This window comes from Carboxylicivirga sp., assembly GCF_982718395.1.
The window spans coordinates 1-19,020 of the sequence record NZ_CEXQWX010000007.1 but is presented as its reverse complement, the minus strand read 5'-3'; the positions used below and the strand labels follow the sequence as shown (position 1 = coordinate 19,020).

Genomic DNA, 19,020 nt, shown 5'->3' with positions numbered 1-19,020 from the left:
GAGTTAAAAATGATATTTATGAAGCATGTATTTGTACAATGTCTTTGGATAATGAGCAATTAAATATGCATTAAGAATCCAAGCTGTTTTGTTGGAATTTTTCATATATAAAGCAAGTTCCAACCTTATGCAAATCACTTATTGTCTGTGATAAAGCGAACAATTTTAGATGTAGATTGAATAATTATGCACAGCAATTGGATTATATCCATCTAACTTGTGAGTGTTAATTATTTAAATCTAAGTTTTATGAAAAAATCCACATGCTTGCTAATATTAGCAACAATTCTGATTTCAGGGATCTGGGAATCCCAGGCACAAAATCCCAGTACACTATTTTATGACTATAAAACTGCCAGGCAAAACGGAACAGAGCCCATACTGCCCGATTTTTCATATGCTGGTTACAAACACGGCGAAACAGAAATACCAGATGTAACCTACAAGGTGTTTGATGTAACCGATCCTGCATATGGTGCAGTGCCTAACGATGGACTGTCTGATAAAGCAGCCATTGAAAGTGCCATCGCCGCTGCAGAAGCCAATGGTTCCGGGGTAGTATTTTTCCCTCCTGGGAAATTCCTTATTAATGAACTTACAGATCCCATTAATCAACCCATTGTAATCAGTAAAGGAAACATTGTATTAAGAGGTTCCGGATCAGGTTCAGGTGGAACAGAACTTTTTATGGATCGTCATATGGATCCAGCAAACCCCAATGAAATGTACTCATGTCCGTTTATGTTTTCATTTCAACAAAGTTCAGCCGGAGCAAAAATAACAGACATTACAGCTAATGCAACACGCGAAACATTTTCTGTTACGGTTGCTGATGCTTCCGGTGTAATGCCCGGACAATGGGTAATACTTTATATGCAGGATGCAAGTACACAAGCAATTGCTGATGCTTTATCTCCTTACACAGTTGACCCTGCATGGACAACTATTATCAATGATGGAGTTGCAGTTAGAGAGATACACCAGGTAGAATCAATTAACGGCAACACCATTACATTCAAAGAACCTATCCACAGAACCATTAACAGTAACTATAACTGGGAATTATGGAGCCATAAGTACATTGATCATGTTGGCGTTGAGGATATTGCTTTTACCGGAAATTTTGTTGATGAGTTTGGGCATCACGACAGTGCGCTGGACGATAGCGGCTGGAGCTGCATAGAAATGACACGAACAGTTAACTCATGGGTACGCCGCTGCCGTTTTTCTAACTGGAGCCAGGTTATGAATTTCACCATGTCAGCCAATGGAACTGCTATTCATAATGTTATCGATGGAAACGGAGGGCACACAGCTATTAAAGCCAATGGTTCAACACATATACTTATAGGGTTATCTGATGATCTTGCGGGTCAATGGCATTCAATTGGTATTGCAGGAAAAAGCTCAGGTAATGTACTTTGGCGTGTGAGCTGGCCGGGAACAACCAGTTTTGAAAGTCATGCCAACCAACCATTTACAACACTGATCGACCGTGTTGACGGAGGAATGTTATGGCGTTATGGAGGATCTGTTGCCAATCAGCCCAACCATTTATCACATCTTGTAATGTGGAATTTTAATAATACGGGAGCTCAGGTTACTGATTATGAATTTTGGCGTAGCACAAGTGTTTACGGACGTATCCTTCCTCCAATTATATCCGGGTTTCATGGTAATTCGGTAACTTTTGTAGAAAGTCAATTGCAGGAAAATGAGTCGCATGGGCAAATGGTGGATGAGGAATCATTATATGAGGAGCAATTAAAAGTACGCTTTGGTAAACTACCGGACTGGTTGGTGAAAGCAAAAGTTGAAGCAGGAATAGCAGTACAAGAACCTCATTTAAGTGATATTTTGGTTGAGAACAATACGATAAGTGGCTTTGACCCGTATACAACTTCATATAAAATGATGTTGCCTGCTTCGTCATCAGTACCATCAATAACAGCAGAAACAACTGATCCTGGTGCAACTGTAGCAGTAATCCCGGCAAGTACTATACCCGGACAGACAACCATTTCAGTATTTAACACTTCAGGAGATACCACCTTATACACCGTCCAGTTGGATACCATCGGAACTTATACCGAAACGTTTACCAATTACACAGCAGATGGTTGGCTTAATATTCACTTTACAGGAGATAATGATATCGATTGGCATGTAAGAGCTAAAAGAGCCACGTATTTAGGTAGTGGAAATAGCATTTATTTTTATGAAAACACAACTGGAGTTACGTCTGAATTATTATCAGGAGGAATCGATGATTTCTCTGTACAGGTAATTGATAAGTGGGGAGCCGGAGTAGAAAGAAAACTGGAATTATTAGTTAATGATCAGGTTGTTGGACAAATGACTCACACAGGCACAGAAATCTATACATTCTCAGTTCAGGACCTTAAAATAAGCGGAGATTTTACATTGGGTATACGTAATGCTTCAGCTTCCCATGTTGCCTTAGCTATCGATAATATAAGTTGGACCAATTATTCGGCAGATTATAATGCCCATTTATCTGATATTAAAGTTAATGGAACTTCAATTGTCGGTTTTAACAGAGACCAGGAAAGCTACTCTTTAGAAGTACCACAAGGGCAAGAATTAATTGAGGCAACTCCCGAAAGCAGCTCAGCTTCATATGAGGTAATTGCACCACAAGGAGGATATCCGGGAACTGCTACTGTTTTGGTTACGGCAGAAGATGGTTCAACCAAAAGTTACACGGTAACATTATCTTACCCTGATGTAAGGTTGCAATCCATACAGGTAGATCAATTTTATATAAACCGGTTTCAACCCGATCAAAAGGAATATACTATTATACTGAAACAAGGGACTTCAGTTGTGCCGTCAATAACAGCATATACAGAAGATCCGGGTGCATCTTACCAGGTAAATGATGCAACAGAACTTCCGGGTACTTCTACCATTGTTGTTACTGCGGCTGATGGAGTAACACAAGAATCCTATCTGGTTAATTTTGAATTGGCTACTTTTACCGAAACGTTTACAAACCTGACCAGCTCCAACTATAGCTCCGGAAACTATGTAGGAGATAACAATCTTACAGTTACCTATAATGATGCCCGTTTAACAACTTCGTCCTATCAAATTGAATCTGAAACAGGAGCATTAAGAGCTAACTCTTCGTTTAGCATCGATGGAGAAATTGGAATAGGATCATTGTCGCTTCAAATGACAAGGTTTTGGTATGGTAGTAATATAGATAACCGTCAGCTGGAAGTATTAGTCAATGGAACCTCTGTAGGTACATGTAACCCAATAGGAGGAAGTAGTAAGAAATACTATTTTACCATTGAAGATATTAATATAGGAGGAGATGTTGCTATTGAAGTCAGACATATGGGAGGAGATGCTTCTGCCGGTGATGAAGCTTTAGCTATTGATAATATTTCCTGGACTCAACCTACACTACAAAACGGTTCTTTAGTGGTTGCTCAGGATACCTATGTTGAAGGCGGACCTAATAGTTCGAAAAACTATGGCACTTCTACCCGTTTGGTTGTGAAAGGTTTAAATGGAAATAGTAAATACGACAGGCAATCATATATGATGTTTGATCTTAGCCAGTTAAATGTTTCATATATCCATAGTGCAGTGCTAAATATTATGGCCAAATCAAATCCTGCATTAGATTATTATTGCTATGAAATAAGCGATGATACCTGGCAGGAGACTACCCTTACCTGGGATAACCAACCAACTTTAGGTAGTCTAATAGGAACAACAACAATAAATTCAACAGATCTAACCTGGTATCAGTATGATATATCAGATTACATTAAACAGGAATTTGGAGGAGATCAAGTTGCAAGTTTGAAAATGTTTGATCCAAATGATATGAATATCTGGAGTACAATTCAATCAAAGGAAAGTTCCGATGCCCCATATCTGACAATTGAGTACGTGGATTCAACTTCATTCGAATCCCCTATTGCACCTCTTAAAATGGGAGAATCATCAACAGATATCAAACAACCAACAACGAGTAAATTGATGGTATATCCTAATCCGGTTAACAAAGGTGAACAGATAACTGTGAGTGTACCTAAAGAACAAGCAGGTTCAGTTTTACGAATTACCATCTACAACATTAATGGTCAGGTAATGAAACAATATTCTGTAAATGACTTGTCTAGTGGATCAACTGGTATATCACTTAATGTACCTGTGTTAAACCCGGGAATTTATATCCTGGTAACAGAAGGCAATAACAACAGACAAAAAACAAAATTGGTAGTACGATAAGAATAAGTTCTTTCAATAATAACCTTCATCTCAAACGAGGTGAAGGTTTTTATTATACGTTGAGCTCAGGTTATGAAGATTACAACTTTATATCAATACATAACAGAAAGGACATAAAACAAGAAAGGTGGCCAATAAGCCACCTTTTGTTATTTCAATCAATATTATCCTTAGTCGAAAGTCTGGTTGGAGTTAGATGAAATCTGAATCATCTTATCATATTGTTCGGCCGTAAAATCCTCCTGGAAATAATAATGATGCGGATTCACTTTTTTGCCTTTCACATGTACTTCGTAATGCAGGTGTGGAGCGGTACTTCCTCCTGTATTACCAACATAGCCAATTACGTCACCACGCTTTACCTTTTGACCCTTCTTCACATTAAAATTATCAAGGTGAGCATAAAGCGTCTTATAACCAAAGCCATGATCAACTTCAATTCGTTTCCCGTACCCGGTTTTTTCGGTAGTTATCTTCGTTATTTTACCATCGGCAGTGGCATAAATATCAGTACCTATAGGTGCAGAAAAATCCATTCCCCAATGAAAACGTCTGTCTTTATATATTGGATGTAATCTATATCCCCAACCAGATGCTGTTCGTGTTAAATCTCGATTCGAAATGGGCATAATAGCCGGTGTACATCGTAACATTTCTTCCTTTCGTTTGGCCAAAGAGATAACCTCATCAAAAGAAGTCGATTGTACATACAGTTGTTTCATTACTATATCCAAGCGTTTTGCAGTTGAAATAACCATTTCGGCATTGTCCATACTTTCAAGGTGTTTGTAGCGATTTACACCACCAAAACCTGCTCTGCGGATACTGTTTGGAATGCTGTCTGCCTGAAAGATGGTTCGATAAATATTTTCGTCACGTAACTCAATATCTTCCAGAACAAGCTCAAACTGATCAACCTTTTTATTAATAATATCCAATTGAGCTAACATCTGCTGAATCTCGCGCGCCTGACGCTTTTCGATCGGGCTTTCGAACACATATGGGTATATAAAATACATGAGCAATCCAACAAATAATGTGAACAAAACATAGATGGATGCGCGTGAGATGTAATATTTATAACCTTTGTTTATTTTATCGTAGCTAAGTGTTTCTGGATTATAACGGTACTTAACTTTTGACATATTACGGGTGTTTTATTTTAATTAGAAAATTTGGGGACTAATCGACCCAAAATTACTTAAATAATCTAACTTTGCAAGGCATTTTTTGTTTACATAACACCGAAAATTAAAACTACGCAATATGATGACGGCGTCAGAAGTAAGGAAGAGCTTTCTTGATTTTTTTAGTTCTAAGCAACATAAAGTGGTTTCATCAGCCCCTATGGTGGTGAAAAACGACCCTACATTGATGTTCACCAATGCTGGTATGAACCAGTTTAAAGATATATTCTTAGGTAACAATCCTGCAGATAGTCCGCGTGTTACTAATTCACAAAAGTGTTTGCGTGTATCGGGTAAGCACAACGACCTGGAGGAAGTAGGTCATGATACCTATCACCACACTATGTTTGAAATGCTTGGTAACTGGTCGTTTGGTGACTACTTTAAAAAAGAAGCCATTGCCTGGGGATGGGAATACCTGACTGATGTTTTAAAGATCGACAAAAATCGTTTGTATGTGACTGTTTTTGAGGGTAGCAAAGAGGATAACGTGAGTCGTGATGACGAAGCAGCTGATGCCTGGAAAGAATGGATTGGTGAAGACCGCATCATCAACGGCAACAAAAAAGATAACTTCTGGGAAATGGGCGAAACAGGTCCCTGTGGCCCTTGCTCTGAAATACATATTGACATGCGCCCCGACGATGAACGTGCCAAGGTTGATGGCAAATCGTTGGTTAACATGGATCACGACCAGGTCATTGAGATCTGGAACCTTGTATTTATCCAGTTTAACCGCATGGCCAATGGCGAATTGGTGCCATTACCCAACAAACACGTTGATACAGGAATGGGATTTGAGCGTCTGGTTCGGGTAATCCAGAACAAATCGTCCAATTACGATAGCGATGTGTTTACACCAATCATCAATAAAATTGCTGAATTATCGGGATTTGAATATGGCAAAAACGAAGAATTGGATATTGCCATGCGCGTAGTGGCCGACCATGTGCGTACCATTGCATTCTCGATTACTGACGGACAATTACCATCTAACAACAAAGCTGGTTATGTCATTCGTCGCATCTTACGTCGTGCTGTTCGATACAGTTATACTTTCCTAAACAGCAAAGAAGCTTTTGTTTATAAATTAGTGGATACACTCATTGCCACAATGGGCGATGCATACCCTGAATTATCAGCTCAGAAAACACTGATCGAGAAAGTGATAAAGGAAGAAGAAGAGTCCTTCCTGCGCACTTTATCAACCGGTATTAATATGCTGGATAAGATCATTGCTGAAACCAAAGACAAGAATTACAATGTGGTAAGCGGTTCGGTAGCTTTTGAGTTGTATGATACTTTCGGCTTTCCATTAGATTTAACCGAGCTGATCCTGAAAGAAAACGAATTAGTGGTTAACCGCAAGGAGTTTGAACAGGAAATGCAGAAGCAAAAAGATCGTGCCCGCAATGCTTCGGCTGTGGAAACAGACGATTGGGTGGTACTTCAGCACGACGACCGCGAAGAGTTTATTGGTTACGATTATTTAGAATCAGATGTATTTATTACCCGCTATCGCAAAATCAAGCAAAAAAATAAAGAACTTTATCAGATTGTGTTCAACATCACACCTTTCTATGCCGAAAGTGGTGGTCAGGTAGGTGATACAGGCTACATCCAAAAAGGTGACGAAAAGGTATCGATCATTGATACTAAAAAGGAAAACAACCTGATTGTACACATAGCTAAAAAATTACCAAGCGAACTGAATGGTACTTTTAAGGCTGTGGTTAATAGTGTTGCGCGTCAGAATACAGCTAATAACCACACTGCTACCCACCTGATGCATGAGGCATTGCGTGAATTATTGGGTGATCATGTTGAGCAAAAAGGATCATTGGTGCATCCGGATTACTTACGTTTCGACTTCTCTCATTTCCAGAAAGTAAGTGATGAGGAAATTGCAAAAGTTGAAGCAATCGTTAATCAACGCATTCGTCAGAACATGAAGCTGGAAGAAATGCGCGATATTCCGCATACTAAAGCAATGGAAATGGGTGCCATGGCCTTATTTGGTGAGAAATATGGTGATCTGGTTCGTGCCATTAAATTTGGCACATCGGTTGAGTTATGTGGTGGTACGCATGTTGAAGCTACCGGACAGATGGGATTCTTTAAAATTATTAGTGAATCATCCATTGCTGCCGGGATACGTCGTATTGAGGCGGTAACAGGAGCTAAAGCTGAGGAGTTTATCAACCAGCAGTTTGCTCTTGTAAAGGAATTGGGCAATATGTTTAAAAATCCTGCCAACCTTAAGAAAAATATCGAAAATCTGATGGCTGAGAACAGCAATATGAACACTCAGGTTGAGGGTATGCGTAAAAATGTGATGGCCATTGAAAAACGTGATCTAATTGATGGCGCAATCGATATAGATGGTATTAAAGTTATTTCTTCAAGAGTTGAGCCTATTTTAGCTGACTCATTAAAGGATTTAGCTTTCCAGATTAAACAGGAAGTAGAAGATGTAGTGGCTGTACTTGGTGCCGAAGTGAAAGGCAAACCACAGCTTGCTATTTTAATAGCTGACACCTTGGTTAAAGAGAAAGGCTTAAATGCTGGCACCATTGTGCGCGAAGCAGCTAAGAAAATGCAAGGTGGTGGCGGTGGACAACCATTTTTTGCAACAGCAGGTGGTAAGAACCTCAATGGATTAGATGTAGCCATAGAAGAAGCTGTGGCCATCATCAAAAACCAGTTGGATAATTAAATTGATCTTAATTATTGATATAAAAGCTCGCCTGATAGCGGGCTTTTATAATTATCTAATCGTTCCACATACTTCAATTCTCAATTCAGCAGTCTGAACTACAAAGGGACTATTAGTATCTAATATTCTATTATGATATTCTTTCATTAATAGTAATTAACTGAGTATTATCCATTCATCAAATAGCCGAATATCTTGGTGCCATCAAGTGTAAAACCAACCACACTTTTAAAGACTGTTGCACCAATAGCTTTAACATATTTGGCAATAATTACTAATCCCTTTTCTAACTAAGTTTGATTACTCATTATTAAAGTTTTAATGTATGTCAGATAAGCTAATTACATCTTTAGGGTAAATCCCTTTTATTTTTTTAAACATCTCAGAAAACTTTGAAAGGTTTTGGTATCCCAATGAATACCCAACTTCCATAACCGAAAAATTACCAGTTTTTAATTGTCTAAATGCCTCATCCATTTTTGCATGAGTAAAGAACTTATAAATTGAATAATTAAAAAGTGTTTTAAAATCCCTATTAAGTTTTGAAACGCTAATCCCAAATTCCTGAGCTAACAGTTCTATATTTATCCCCTCCTCAAAACTCATAAGCAACTTATCCTTAATTTTTTGAAGACGATTATAATCATCAACATGAAGTCCATTAAGCTCTTCTTTATCATACAATTGCTTGACATATCTAATCAGGGTGACAAATGATTCGATACCACGGGCACAGATAATTTGCCGGTTACCAAAGGTAGTCCTGTCTATCTTGAATATATCTTCGGTTAATCGTTCCAACTCAGGTACAGTCGGAAAATGATAGGCAACCGCTTTGTCCCCAAATAATTGATTAAATATTGGCAGAGCCTCAGGCATCAGGTCTTCAAAATATTGCCTTTTTACCCTGAAAGTTACAGCCCTATGGACAACATCTGGCTGATATTCTGCTACAATAGGGAAAAGCCCGTTGTACATAAATACCCCTTTAGGACTTCCCGCTTCAACCCTCATGCTCTTATTGTCGTATGACTGATTAACACCACCCTCTTTGACGATATGAAAATGAACGAAATCAGGATCATTATCAGGCTTACGCTCTGCAACTAAAGTTTCATAATGGGTAGAATTATTAATAACCAGCTCGAATAAATCTGAAATTTTATATAAGCTCAGATTAATATTCGTTCGCCCTTCTTTATACGTATAAGCATTATTTTTTACTTCCCCTCCAAAAGTACGCAGCAAAGCTTCAAAATAATTCGTTGCCGAGCCCTCTTTAAGCTTTATATATTTTGCTTTAATTGTATCCATAGCATCTGAATAATGATAAAGTTATAATAATACAAAGTTTACAGCAAACATATGGTTCAACAAATATGATTCTGTCCATTCTTCACATCTTCTTTCTGCCTTCAGTATTTAAGAAAATTTCAAGAGATTCATTCACAAATTGTAATTAAGAATAACCCAGTCATATAACAAAGTCTGGCATCTTATAATTAAAAGAACGAAAAGATGGTATTAGAGTATCAGATGACAGAAAAGGAGTAAAAACCCTCATCGCGAACAAGCAATTTTGTAGCGTAAAACTTTTAAATGTATACGTTATGAACACGAAAAATCTATTTTTTATCGCAATTGCTTTATTTGGACTCTCAATGAGTGGTATAGCACAAAAAGTTGAACCTACAGCTGATGAGTTTGGGTTGATGAAAGGATTTCCTCCTGCTGAGGATAAAATGGTTGATGCCTATAACTGGACCATGTATCCTTTTAACCGGTGGGCATTTATGAATGTACAACGCATCCATTCAACCGCTTTTATCGATAATGGCGCTCAAACGCCTTATGAATTCGAGAAAGAAATTGTAAACCTGGATAAGCTAACAATCCCTGTAGAAGGAGATAAAGATTATCAATTAAAAGAAATTCTGGACACTCACAATACTGATGCTTTTGTGGTTATCCATAAAGGTAAATTAGTATATGAACGATATTGGAATAACATGACGCCTTATCAACCTCATTGGATGGCCTCAACATCAAAATCAGTTATTGGTACAGTAGCGGCAATCCTTGTTGAGCGTGGCGTATTGGATGAAAACAAGACAGTTAAAGAGATCATTCCTGAACTTGCAGAAAGTGGTTTTGCAGATGCCACCGTACGTCAGGTACTTGATATGACAGCCGGAACTGCATGGGACGAAAGTATGAGCGAATTGTTAGACCCTACTTCAAAAGCCAGACAATATGGTGCTGCTGCTAATTCGTGGAAAATCAAAGGTTATGAAGGAAGTGGTGTGTTCGACTTTTTACCATCCATTGAACAAGACAGAAAGCATGGTGATGTTTTTATATACAACTCACCGCAAGCTGACCTAATGGGTTGGATATTAGGCAGGGTTACAGGTAAAACGGTTGAGCAAAATGTGTCGGATGAATTATGGAGACATCTTGGCCCGGAAGGAGACTCGTACTATCTTATTGACGGAGCCGGATTTGCATGGCCTACAGGTGGTCTGTCATCAAATGCTTACGATCTTGCTAAGTTTGGAGTTTTAATGCAACAGAACGGTATATTTAATGGCAAGCGTATTTTCCCGGAATCAATCACTAAAGACATTCTGGAAAATGGCGATACCGGAGCTTTTGCTAAAGGATCGCATGCATGGGCTTATCCTGAAGGTGCTTACCGAAATTACTGGTGGGTAACCAATAATGAAGATCAAGCTTATATGGCTAAAGGTATGTTTGGACAATACATCTATATTAACCCTACGCAGGAAGTTGTAATCATTAGGTTTGCTTCTGAAAAGGTTAGTGTTGACAAAGAGCGTACCAAGCAAGTTGAATCAGCTTTCGATGAGATTTCACGCTATTTGAATTCTAGTAAATGATTCACCCTGGAAACTATAGATTATGAAAATACGTCTTCTAAATATTACTCTGTTTCTATTTCTGTTTTCAACTATTGGATATAGCCAAGATTCTGTTGCTAAAATGGAGAATATCAGTGATCACAAAGTGGATCTGTCACTTGATTTAAAAACTATGAATGTGTTTAGAGGACTATTCCCTTCTGCAGCTCCAACACTATCAACAAATATTGGATTCAACTGGGGCAACTGGCGTTTCGGTATGTATGGTGGTGTTGGTGTTGATGGTCGTTACCGTGAAACAGACCTGAATATTAAATACTCACAAAATCGCTACTCAGTAGAATTTGAGTATTTCTACAACTATACCTATGGTATAACTGACATCCCTGATCCGGGTAGCATATTTGACTTTAACCGTCAGACTATGCGTGGGGTTTTTGATCTAATCGTGCAAGTGCAGTTGGATCGAGCAGGTAAATGGAACCTGAAATCTTCTACCCTGGTGGCAGGTCGTGATGCAGATATTGAATCAATTACTGAAGGAGACGAAATTACAACCAGAAGAGGCAGGCATCGCTATAGTCAATATCTAGAGTTGGATTATACCTGGGAATGGGACGAGTACAAATTAAAGGCTCATGTTGGTGGAGCGTTTAGCTGGGTTAACCCGAATGGAAGTCATTTTTACGGAAATACTCCAGGATTCAATAACATAGGTCTTACTGTAAGCCGAAATTTAAAAATCAATAACAATATAAGTTTACCAATTAAGGTTAGCAGTTACAATAATATCATCAGTGGCCAGAGTTACCTGGTATTTTCAGTTAACCTACTTAATTTTTAATCATTAAAGTATATAGTCATGAAAACAAGATATCTTTTCCTAGTGCTTACTCTATTAAGCCTATCGTATAATTCCACAGTTGCACAATCCGATTCAACTAATATAAAAGTTGGCAAGCTTTACTTATCACCACTTCCTATTATTGCTTCCAATCCGGCTTTTGGTTTTATGTATGGCGCAGCAGCATCGGGCAGCATATTTTTAGGTGACCCGGCTACAACCAACATGTCGAATGCCATGTTAACAGCAGCCTGGACATCTAAAAACCAGAGCTTATTTGCAATCAAATCCAATGTATATACAAACAACAACGAATGGATGCTTATGGGTGATTGGCGATTATTTTTATCGTCTCAACCAACTTTTGGTTTAGGTACAGGCCCCCAAGGTGATAATCTTTCCCCCGGGCATTTGTCAATTAAATTCGATGATTCGTTTGACGACGGTGAATTAATGGACTTTAATCTGATTCGATTTTATCAGTCGGGGCTTAAACAAGTTGCTCCAAGTTTATATGTTGGTCTTGGCTATCACCTGGATATTTACAGTGAGATTAACGATCACTTGTTAGATCTTGATGCACCAAACCCTGTGTATACTAATCATTACCTGCACAGTATTAAACACGGCTTTGACCCAACCGGATATACCATTTCAGGGGCTTCTGCAAATGTCATTTATGATACTCGTGACAATATTGCCAATCCTTATACAGGGCGCTATATCAATGCCTCATATCGATACAATGCCGAATTGCTGGGAAGCGACAAGAACTCATCAACTTTATGGATGGAGTACCGAGATTACTTTAATGTAAATCCCGAAGTACCGCGCAACCTTATTGCAGTTTGGACCTACGCAAATGTTACAACTAGCGGTACACTTCCATATATGGCATTACCAGCAATAGGTTGGGATCAGATGGGGCGCTCCGGACGCGGGTACGCACAAGGCCGGTGGAGAGGTGACGATATGTTCTATGCTGAGGCAGAGTATCGTTTCCGTCTGCCATTAATGGCCACCCGTCCCGATTTGTTTGGTGGTGTTATTTTTGCCAATGCAACATCAGCCTCTAATAGGGATGAAAACGTTAAACTATTCCAGCACTGGGAACCGGCAATCGGTGCAGGAATCAGGATTCAAATCCAGAAACAAACACGAACCAATCTATCTATCGACTATGGTTGGGGGCCAAATGGAGGAGGTGCAATATACCTTAACCTTACTGAATATTTCTAATGGAGATTAATAAAAGCTCGCTGTTTGGCGAGCTTTCTTCTTACCCTACCACTTCATAAATATATACTCAGTCCTCACAACCAGAATACTATATATAGTCTTTTCGTACTTGGTTAATCCCTTCTATAACTTGGTTATTACTTCCCCGTCTTCGGTTAGTATCTCCTCACCTTTGGTTAACAACATCTCATCGTCTGTTGGAATTTCCTCGTCTCTGGTTAACAGCATCTCGCCTCTGGTTGATATTTTCTACTCTTCGGTTGGAATTTTCCCGACTTCGGTTGACATTTCCTCCATTTATTAATGACATCTTAAAAAACAATATTATAATCGTATTTACATTTTTATATGAACAAATATTAATTCTCTTATTATTCTTGATATTTATAACTATACCAAACTATAACTTTATAATATATGAATCAATATTACTTTCTTATCATCCGTTTATTCAATTATAGGCAACTATAATATAGATGTACATATATCCATTATATACCATCTATAATTATAAATTTTCTAAACAATTTTTTTCTGAATTTTAAGTTTATTTTATATTAGTAACACATTATTTTAATCATTACACAAAGAACATAACGTTTCACGTGTATCATCACCCTTAAAAAACTCTATTATATGGAAGAAAACATGTCATTCAACTTTTCGATAGCCGAATTATGCCAAAGAGGAGATAAATTAATTGCAACTTACTTACGTGACCAGGCCGAATTTGTTAACTACGGCTACTCAGCAGAAACTGCCACCGCTATTGAAACGCAAACAAATGAACTTAAGGAGTTTCCTACAGACGATTACTATGAAGGACTCCAGCAAATTGCGACCAACAATAAAAATAAGTCGCGCGCCAGCTTAGAGTACAACCTGGTTGATTTACGAAACCGGGCTCGCTTGGTATATGGCATTAACTCGGTCGATTACAAAGCTTTTAAACTGAAGCGAGTGGGCGATCTTAATGATAATGAACTGGTACAACGAGCCCTGCTGGCCTGTCAGGTAGCAGCGCCTCGCCTCGTACCACTTGGAAAACGAATGGTAAGCCAGGAAAGTTTAGATGTCATTATGAATGACAGGGAACAACTTGATAACGATATTGACAAACAAGCTGCTGCCATTACTCAAAGACGTGAAAAGAAAATTGAACGTACACGAAAAGCTAATAAACTGTACAAACTAATCAGTGAAATCAGCGATGTGGGCAAACTGATCTGGAAAGGCAAGAATGAAGCCTATTACCTCGACTATGTTATTTATGGATCAGCCAAAGCCGTTGCTCAGCAAGACGAAGAGCTCGAAACTGAAGTAAGCGACACTATCTAGATGGGGTTCAACATACCAATTATGACCAGCCTCATTGCGCAAGCAATGGGGCTGGTTTCTTTATATACCGATTCCAAATTAAAGACTTAACCTACACTGATGCACCCTTGCCTATATGGTATGTATTGTGCATCTTTAAGTTTGATAAAACGCAAATAACACCTGAAGTATTTTTCCAAGGGAGTAGAGCGCAATATATTTTCAAATTGAAAAGGGACTGATTTAGAAATACTTATTTTACTATTGATTATTCTAAGCAAATAATTCTTATATGGATCGCAGAAACTTTATAATAACATCCATAACTGCTGCCGGAGCCCTTAGTCTCTGTTCTATAGACCTACCTTCAGATCCCTTAAAAACCCATGTTTTATCTTTGAGTTTTGATGATGGTTTCAAAAAATCATTTTACAGAATTGCAGAAATCCATGAAAATTATGGACTGAAAGCCTGTCTGAATGTAATTGCCACAGGGCATTTGAAAAGTTTCAATACTGAACCTAAATGGATTCCACAAGAACTCTTGGGAGATTTCAATGATTGGAATAAGCTTAAAGAACGTGGACATGAAATTATGCCACATTCCTGGGAGCATTTGAACCTTACCGAAATACCGTTTGATAAAGCAAAGAAGAATATCAAAAAGTGCTTAAACTATTTTGACCAGCATCTCGAGGGATACTCTTCATCTGAAGCTGTGTACAATTTTGCTTACAATGCTTCCACGGCGGAATTAGAAGATTTCGCATTAACGCAAGTTCGTGCCATACGTACCGGGGGCTGGCTGGTACTTGGAGAAAGAATGGTGAATACAATCCCTGTAGCAGAAGCCCCTCTGCGTCTGGGGTGTTGGGGACAAGGTCCGGGCTTATGTGATGATTATATAGAGCAGGAAGTGAATAATTTTTTGGCAAGTGAAGGAGGCTGGCTCATTCTGAATCTTCATGGATTGGACAAAGAAGGATGGGGACCGATCAGTTCCCACTATCTGGATAATTTACTCAAACGATTAATAAAAATTGATTATCTGGCAGTACTGCCAACTGGTGAAACGATAAAACAAATGAGTAATAAATAAACGCCCAACTGAAATCCATGAATAATAACCCGGAAAGTTTTTGTCCTTCAGATAAAGAAGATTGGAGAAACTGGCTTATTCTAAATCACAAGATTAAAGAATCTGTTTGGCTGATCATCTATAAGAAAAAATCGGATACTCCCAATTTAAGTTGGAGTGAAGCAGTTGATGAAGCTCTCTGTTTTGGGTGGATTGATAGCTTAAAACGACCTATCGATTCAGAGAAGTATATGCAGTATTTTGGAAAACGAAAACCTAAAAGCACATGGTCAAAGATCAATAAAGAAAAAGTCGAAAAACTGATAAAATCAGGATTAATGACTGAATCCGGAATAAAAAGCATTGAAATTGCTAAGCAAAATGGCTCCTGGACAATTTTAGATAGTGTAGAAAACCTTGAAATCCCATCTGATTTGGAACATGAACTGAACCAGTCTCCAGGTTCTAAGGATTTTTTCAAAAGTTTAAGTAAATCAATTCAAAAGGCAATGCTATACTGGATCATTTCAGCTAAACGAGCAGAAACAAGACAAAAACGAATTAAGGAAATAGTAGATAATGCCAGACACAGCAGAAAACCAAAACAATTCGGGTAATAAGAGTGGCTTTCAGTTCCGTTTAAAATAATTGCTGAATTACCGTGATTTGGATAATTGCTTGAATTGGATTAATGACCTGATTATTGTCAAAAAAAGATTTCGTCCTTTTGCATATCTTGGACAGATAAAACATATAAAAGTTTTGGCATAGAGCTTTTTTGGAGGTTTGGTTAGCCGAATCTCTATATACTTCGTCCAACCAATGCAACACACATAGAAATGAAGAAACTAACACTTTTAACAATCGGATTTTTAATGATTAATGCTATTGTTAATTCACAAACTGAAAATAGCAAATACCTTAATTTGAAGCAGATTCCAATTGAAAAGAATACTGATCTGTTTAAAATCGATACAATAGATAACGAACAAATTCTGATTCTGAGAGGAAATACTTATAACGAGGAAATTGACGAATTTACAGGAAAAAAGGTAGATGATTCCCGAGGTGGGAAAATTATCCTATTAGGAGATAAAATCGGCAATTATTCAATGACAGTTGATATGAAGTTTTTAGGATTTCATATAGATAATTTTCCAAGTGGAGGTTGGTTCGGTTATGCAATGAGAGCACAAGATCTCGAGAATTATGAGATCGTTTGGTTTATGCCGGGCGGTGGAGGTGAATCTAATACGATTGCCTATGTCCCGGTAGCTCATGGTGTATGTCCATGGTGGACTGAGGCTTATAATAAACAAGAAAAAGGGAATATACACCTTCCTAAAGATGATTGGTTTACTGCAAAGATTGATGTAAACGGAGATGAGTTTTCAGTATATGTAAATGGACAATTCATCTTTAAGAAAAAACTGAGTTACTATTTGACAACGGGGAAACCGGGACTTTTCGTTGGAACTGCTACTGATGTTATGTTCCGACGATTAAAGATTGAAGCTTTGGATTAAAAAGCATGACTCAACAATAAAATAAAGGTCATTGTGTAATAGTGCTAGATTTGAAAAATAAGAACATTCAATAATATATATCGGTTTATAGGTTTGAGGTCCGTAATCGCCACTTTGCATTTACTCAGCCTTATGGCAATTTAATAAGAGTTCACCGTCCTTAAACAGTATATTATGAATAAGAAACAAACAAAACGAATAATCAGAATAGTTTTGCTTATTGGAACCATAACCTCCATGCTCTTTGTTCCATGGATTTTACTATGGGCCTGGATATTACCACTGCCAAATACGGTTCAGGAACAAGTAAATAAAACCATTGATTATGGATTTGATGGAGTTATTGTTTATGTGGACGAATCAGGCAAACCACCAGCGTTTTATTCTGCCGGTTGGCATGACCGGAAAAATAAAATACCTGCCAACCCGAAAGCCTTATTCAAAATTGCCAGTATCAGCAAACTATATACAGCAGTTGCTATCACTAAATTAGTCAATGATAAGCGTTTGTCTTTGGATAAAACACTCGCTGATTATTTTCCTGAATTGGCAGGAAGAATTGAAAATGCTGAGAAAATTACCTTGAGAATGATGGTGCAACATCGAAGTGGTATTCCCAATTATACCAACACTCATAATTATTGGGTAGCTCCAAAAGAAAGCAATAACGAAAAACTAAAATTGGTTCTGGATTTGCCGGCTAGTTTTGAACCCGACGAGAACTACGAATATAGTAATACGAATTATTTGTTACTTAGGGAACTCATGGATAAGGCATTAGGCTATAATCACTTTCAATACATTCAAGAGGAAATTTTAACACCACTTAATCTGAACAATACTTTCAGTTCATTAAGTGAAGTGAATATAAACGATGTGATGAGTGGTTATCATGTTGGCCATGAACCCGATTTAAAGACTGATAAGCAAGGAATGTTAGCTTCTGCAGAGGATGTGGGTATATTCTTAAGGGCATTAAACGATGGCTCATTGCTTAATGAAGGTGAACAAGCAATCTATTCCTCAATATACGTGTATGATCATACCGGATTAGTCCCTGGCTATCAGAGTATCGCCAAATACCACAAAGATATTGATGCCGTTGTTATCCAATTTACAAACACCACTCACTTTGAAGGATACAACTGGAATTTATCAGAAATTGCATATAGTCGCGTTATAAGAATACTGGAAAAGCAAAATAGCTTATAACAATGATGGTCTTAAAGCAGACTTTATACCAATTGTTAGCAAATTAAAACCATGTAGATGAACACTTACCAAATGGTTCCGACATCATGGATGGAGTCTCCAACTTTTATTTTGGGCACCTTTTCTTTTCCAGCCTTAACTATGAATTCTTCCTTTGTCATTTCTGAAATTTAGTAAGGTTCTTGTTATGTTGAAGTTCTATACTCAACAGGCGACATTCCAGTTTTCGATTTAAAAATCTTTGAAAAATGTCCGGGGTATTCGAATCCTAAACTATATGCAATTTCACCAACAGGCAGTGTAGTATTTAAAAGTTTATTCTTTGCATGCTCGATGACCGTGTAGTGTATGTGTTCCATTGTATTTTTACCTGTTTCTTTTTTTAAAAGGTCACTTAAGTAATTAGGCGAAAGATTCATCCACTCTGCACACTTTTTCACGGTAGGTAATCCTTGCTCCAGTGGCTCTCCCCCCTTGAAAAAGTTATTCAGGTACTTTTCAAATTCAATAATGGTATCTTTACTTGAATTAGTTCTTGTAATAAATTGCCTGTCATAAAAACGTGTGCAGTAATTAAGCAAAAGTTCTAAATATGATACGATAAGGGCTTGGCTGTGTTTATCGATATTAAGCGAATATTCTTTTTCGATTTTCTTTAAACAATCTCCTATCGTGTGCTTTTCCTCTTCAGAAATATGCAACGCTTCATTAGATTCATAAGAAAAAAAACTATAATCATTCATCTTA

At 37.8% G+C, this 19,020-nt stretch carries 13 protein-coding genes; 10 read left to right on the top strand and 3 right to left on the bottom strand.

Features of this window, described 5'->3' with window-relative positions; translation table 11 throughout:
• Window positions 1-249: 249 nt before the first annotated feature.
• Window positions 250-4,272 carry a DUF4955 domain-containing protein gene (locus tag AC4MRQ_RS02805; protein ID WP_491196119.1) on the top strand — a complete coding sequence of 1,341 codons (4,023 nt, stop codon included), beginning with the start codon at window positions 250-252 and terminating at the stop codon, window positions 4,270-4,272.
• 170 nt (window positions 4,273-4,442) lie between these two features.
• On the opposite strand, the gene AC4MRQ_RS02800 is transcribed toward AC4MRQ_RS02805, so the two are convergent.
• On the bottom strand, window positions 4,443-5,417 hold the full coding sequence (locus tag AC4MRQ_RS02800; RefSeq protein ID WP_491196118.1) for a M23 family metallopeptidase: 975 nt from the start codon (window positions 5,415-5,417) through the stop codon (window positions 4,443-4,445).
• A gap of 121 nt (window positions 5,418-5,538) precedes the next feature.
• On the opposite strand from AC4MRQ_RS02800, the gene alaS reads away from it, so the two are divergent.
• Complete coding sequence (gene alaS / locus AC4MRQ_RS02795) at window positions 5,539-8,175, top strand: alanine--tRNA ligase (RefSeq protein WP_491196117.1); 2,637 nt, start codon at window positions 5,539-5,541, stop codon at window positions 8,173-8,175.
• A gap of 318 nt (window positions 8,176-8,493) precedes the next feature.
• Here the strand turns inward: alaS and AC4MRQ_RS02790 are convergent, their stop codons facing one another.
• Window positions 8,494-9,489: a helix-turn-helix domain-containing protein gene (locus tag AC4MRQ_RS02790; RefSeq protein ID WP_491196116.1), complete on the bottom strand. Its 996-nt coding sequence runs from the start codon at window positions 9,487-9,489 to the stop codon at window positions 8,494-8,496.
• 296 nt (window positions 9,490-9,785) lie between these two features.
• On the opposite strand from AC4MRQ_RS02790, the gene AC4MRQ_RS02785 reads away from it, so the two are divergent.
• The 8 genes from AC4MRQ_RS02785 to AC4MRQ_RS02750 all read left to right on the top strand — a co-directional run bounded on the left by AC4MRQ_RS02785 (window position 9,786) and on the right by AC4MRQ_RS02750 (window position 18,273).
• Window positions 9,786-11,075, top strand: a complete 1,290-nt coding sequence (locus AC4MRQ_RS02785) for a serine hydrolase domain-containing protein (protein ID WP_491196115.1) — start codon at window positions 9,786-9,788, stop codon at window positions 11,073-11,075.
• 22 nt (window positions 11,076-11,097) lie between these two features.
• Window positions 11,098-11,901, top strand: a complete 804-nt coding sequence (locus tag AC4MRQ_RS02780; RefSeq protein ID WP_491196114.1) for a hypothetical protein — start codon at window positions 11,098-11,100, stop codon at window positions 11,899-11,901.
• A gap of 18 nt (window positions 11,902-11,919) precedes the next feature.
• The gene (locus AC4MRQ_RS02775) at window positions 11,920-13,140 is read left to right on the top strand and encodes a BamA/TamA family outer membrane protein (protein ID WP_491196113.1); all 1,221 of its coding nucleotides are present in this window, start codon (window positions 11,920-11,922) and stop codon (window positions 13,138-13,140) included.
• A 636-nt stretch (window positions 13,141-13,776) separates the two neighbouring features.
• Window positions 13,777-14,478: a hypothetical protein gene (locus tag AC4MRQ_RS02770; protein WP_491196112.1), complete on the top strand. Its 702-nt coding sequence runs from the start codon at window positions 13,777-13,779 to the stop codon at window positions 14,476-14,478.
• 271 nt (window positions 14,479-14,749) lie between these two features.
• Window positions 14,750-15,556, top strand: coding sequence for a polysaccharide deacetylase family protein (locus AC4MRQ_RS02765; RefSeq protein WP_491196111.1), 807 nt, complete (start codon window positions 14,750-14,752; stop codon window positions 15,554-15,556).
• Between the two features lie 17 nt (window positions 15,557-15,573).
• Window positions 15,574-16,152, top strand: a complete 579-nt coding sequence (locus tag AC4MRQ_RS02760; RefSeq protein WP_491196110.1) for a YdeI/OmpD-associated family protein — start codon at window positions 15,574-15,576, stop codon at window positions 16,150-16,152.
• A gap of 222 nt (window positions 16,153-16,374) precedes the next feature.
• Window positions 16,375-17,061, top strand: coding sequence for a hypothetical protein (locus AC4MRQ_RS02755; protein ID WP_491196109.1), 687 nt, complete (start codon window positions 16,375-16,377; stop codon window positions 17,059-17,061).
• Window positions 17,062-17,235: 174 nt separating this feature from the next.
• Window positions 17,236-18,273, top strand: coding sequence for a serine hydrolase domain-containing protein (locus AC4MRQ_RS02750; RefSeq protein ID WP_491196108.1), 1,038 nt, complete (start codon window positions 17,236-17,238; stop codon window positions 18,271-18,273).
• A gap of 185 nt (window positions 18,274-18,458) precedes the next feature.
• On the opposite strand, the gene AC4MRQ_RS02745 is transcribed toward AC4MRQ_RS02750, so the two are convergent.
• Window positions 18,459-19,020 (bottom strand): helix-turn-helix domain-containing protein (locus AC4MRQ_RS02745; protein WP_491196107.1); only part of this gene is annotated, 562 nt, incomplete at its 5' end.

What these genes read in the sequence shown, in the direction of transcription:
- AC4MRQ_RS02805 (WP_491196119.1), top strand. Translation starts at nt 250, where the DNA reads ATGAAAAAATCCACATGCTTGCTAATATTAGCAACAATTCTGATTTCA.
- AC4MRQ_RS02800 (WP_491196118.1), bottom strand. Translation starts at nt 5,417, where the DNA reads ATGTCAAAAGTTAAGTACCGTTATAATCCAGAAACACTTAGCTACGAT.
- alaS (WP_491196117.1), top strand. Translation starts at nt 5,539, where the DNA reads ATGATGACGGCGTCAGAAGTAAGGAAGAGCTTTCTTGATTTTTTTAGT.
- AC4MRQ_RS02790 (WP_491196116.1), bottom strand. Translation starts at nt 9,489, where the DNA reads ATGGATACAATTAAAGCAAAATATATAAAGCTTAAAGAGGGCTCGGCA.
- AC4MRQ_RS02785 (WP_491196115.1), top strand. Translation starts at nt 9,786, where the DNA reads ATGAACACGAAAAATCTATTTTTTATCGCAATTGCTTTATTTGGACTC.
- AC4MRQ_RS02780 (WP_491196114.1), top strand. Translation starts at nt 11,098, where the DNA reads ATGAAAATACGTCTTCTAAATATTACTCTGTTTCTATTTCTGTTTTCA.
- AC4MRQ_RS02775 (WP_491196113.1), top strand. Translation starts at nt 11,920, where the DNA reads ATGAAAACAAGATATCTTTTCCTAGTGCTTACTCTATTAAGCCTATCG.
- AC4MRQ_RS02770 (WP_491196112.1), top strand. Translation starts at nt 13,777, where the DNA reads ATGGAAGAAAACATGTCATTCAACTTTTCGATAGCCGAATTATGCCAA.
- AC4MRQ_RS02765 (WP_491196111.1), top strand. Translation starts at nt 14,750, where the DNA reads ATGGATCGCAGAAACTTTATAATAACATCCATAACTGCTGCCGGAGCC.
- AC4MRQ_RS02760 (WP_491196110.1), top strand. Translation starts at nt 15,574, where the DNA reads ATGAATAATAACCCGGAAAGTTTTTGTCCTTCAGATAAAGAAGATTGG.
- AC4MRQ_RS02755 (WP_491196109.1), top strand. Translation starts at nt 16,375, where the DNA reads ATGAAGAAACTAACACTTTTAACAATCGGATTTTTAATGATTAATGCT.
- AC4MRQ_RS02750 (WP_491196108.1), top strand. Translation starts at nt 17,236, where the DNA reads ATGAATAAGAAACAAACAAAACGAATAATCAGAATAGTTTTGCTTATT.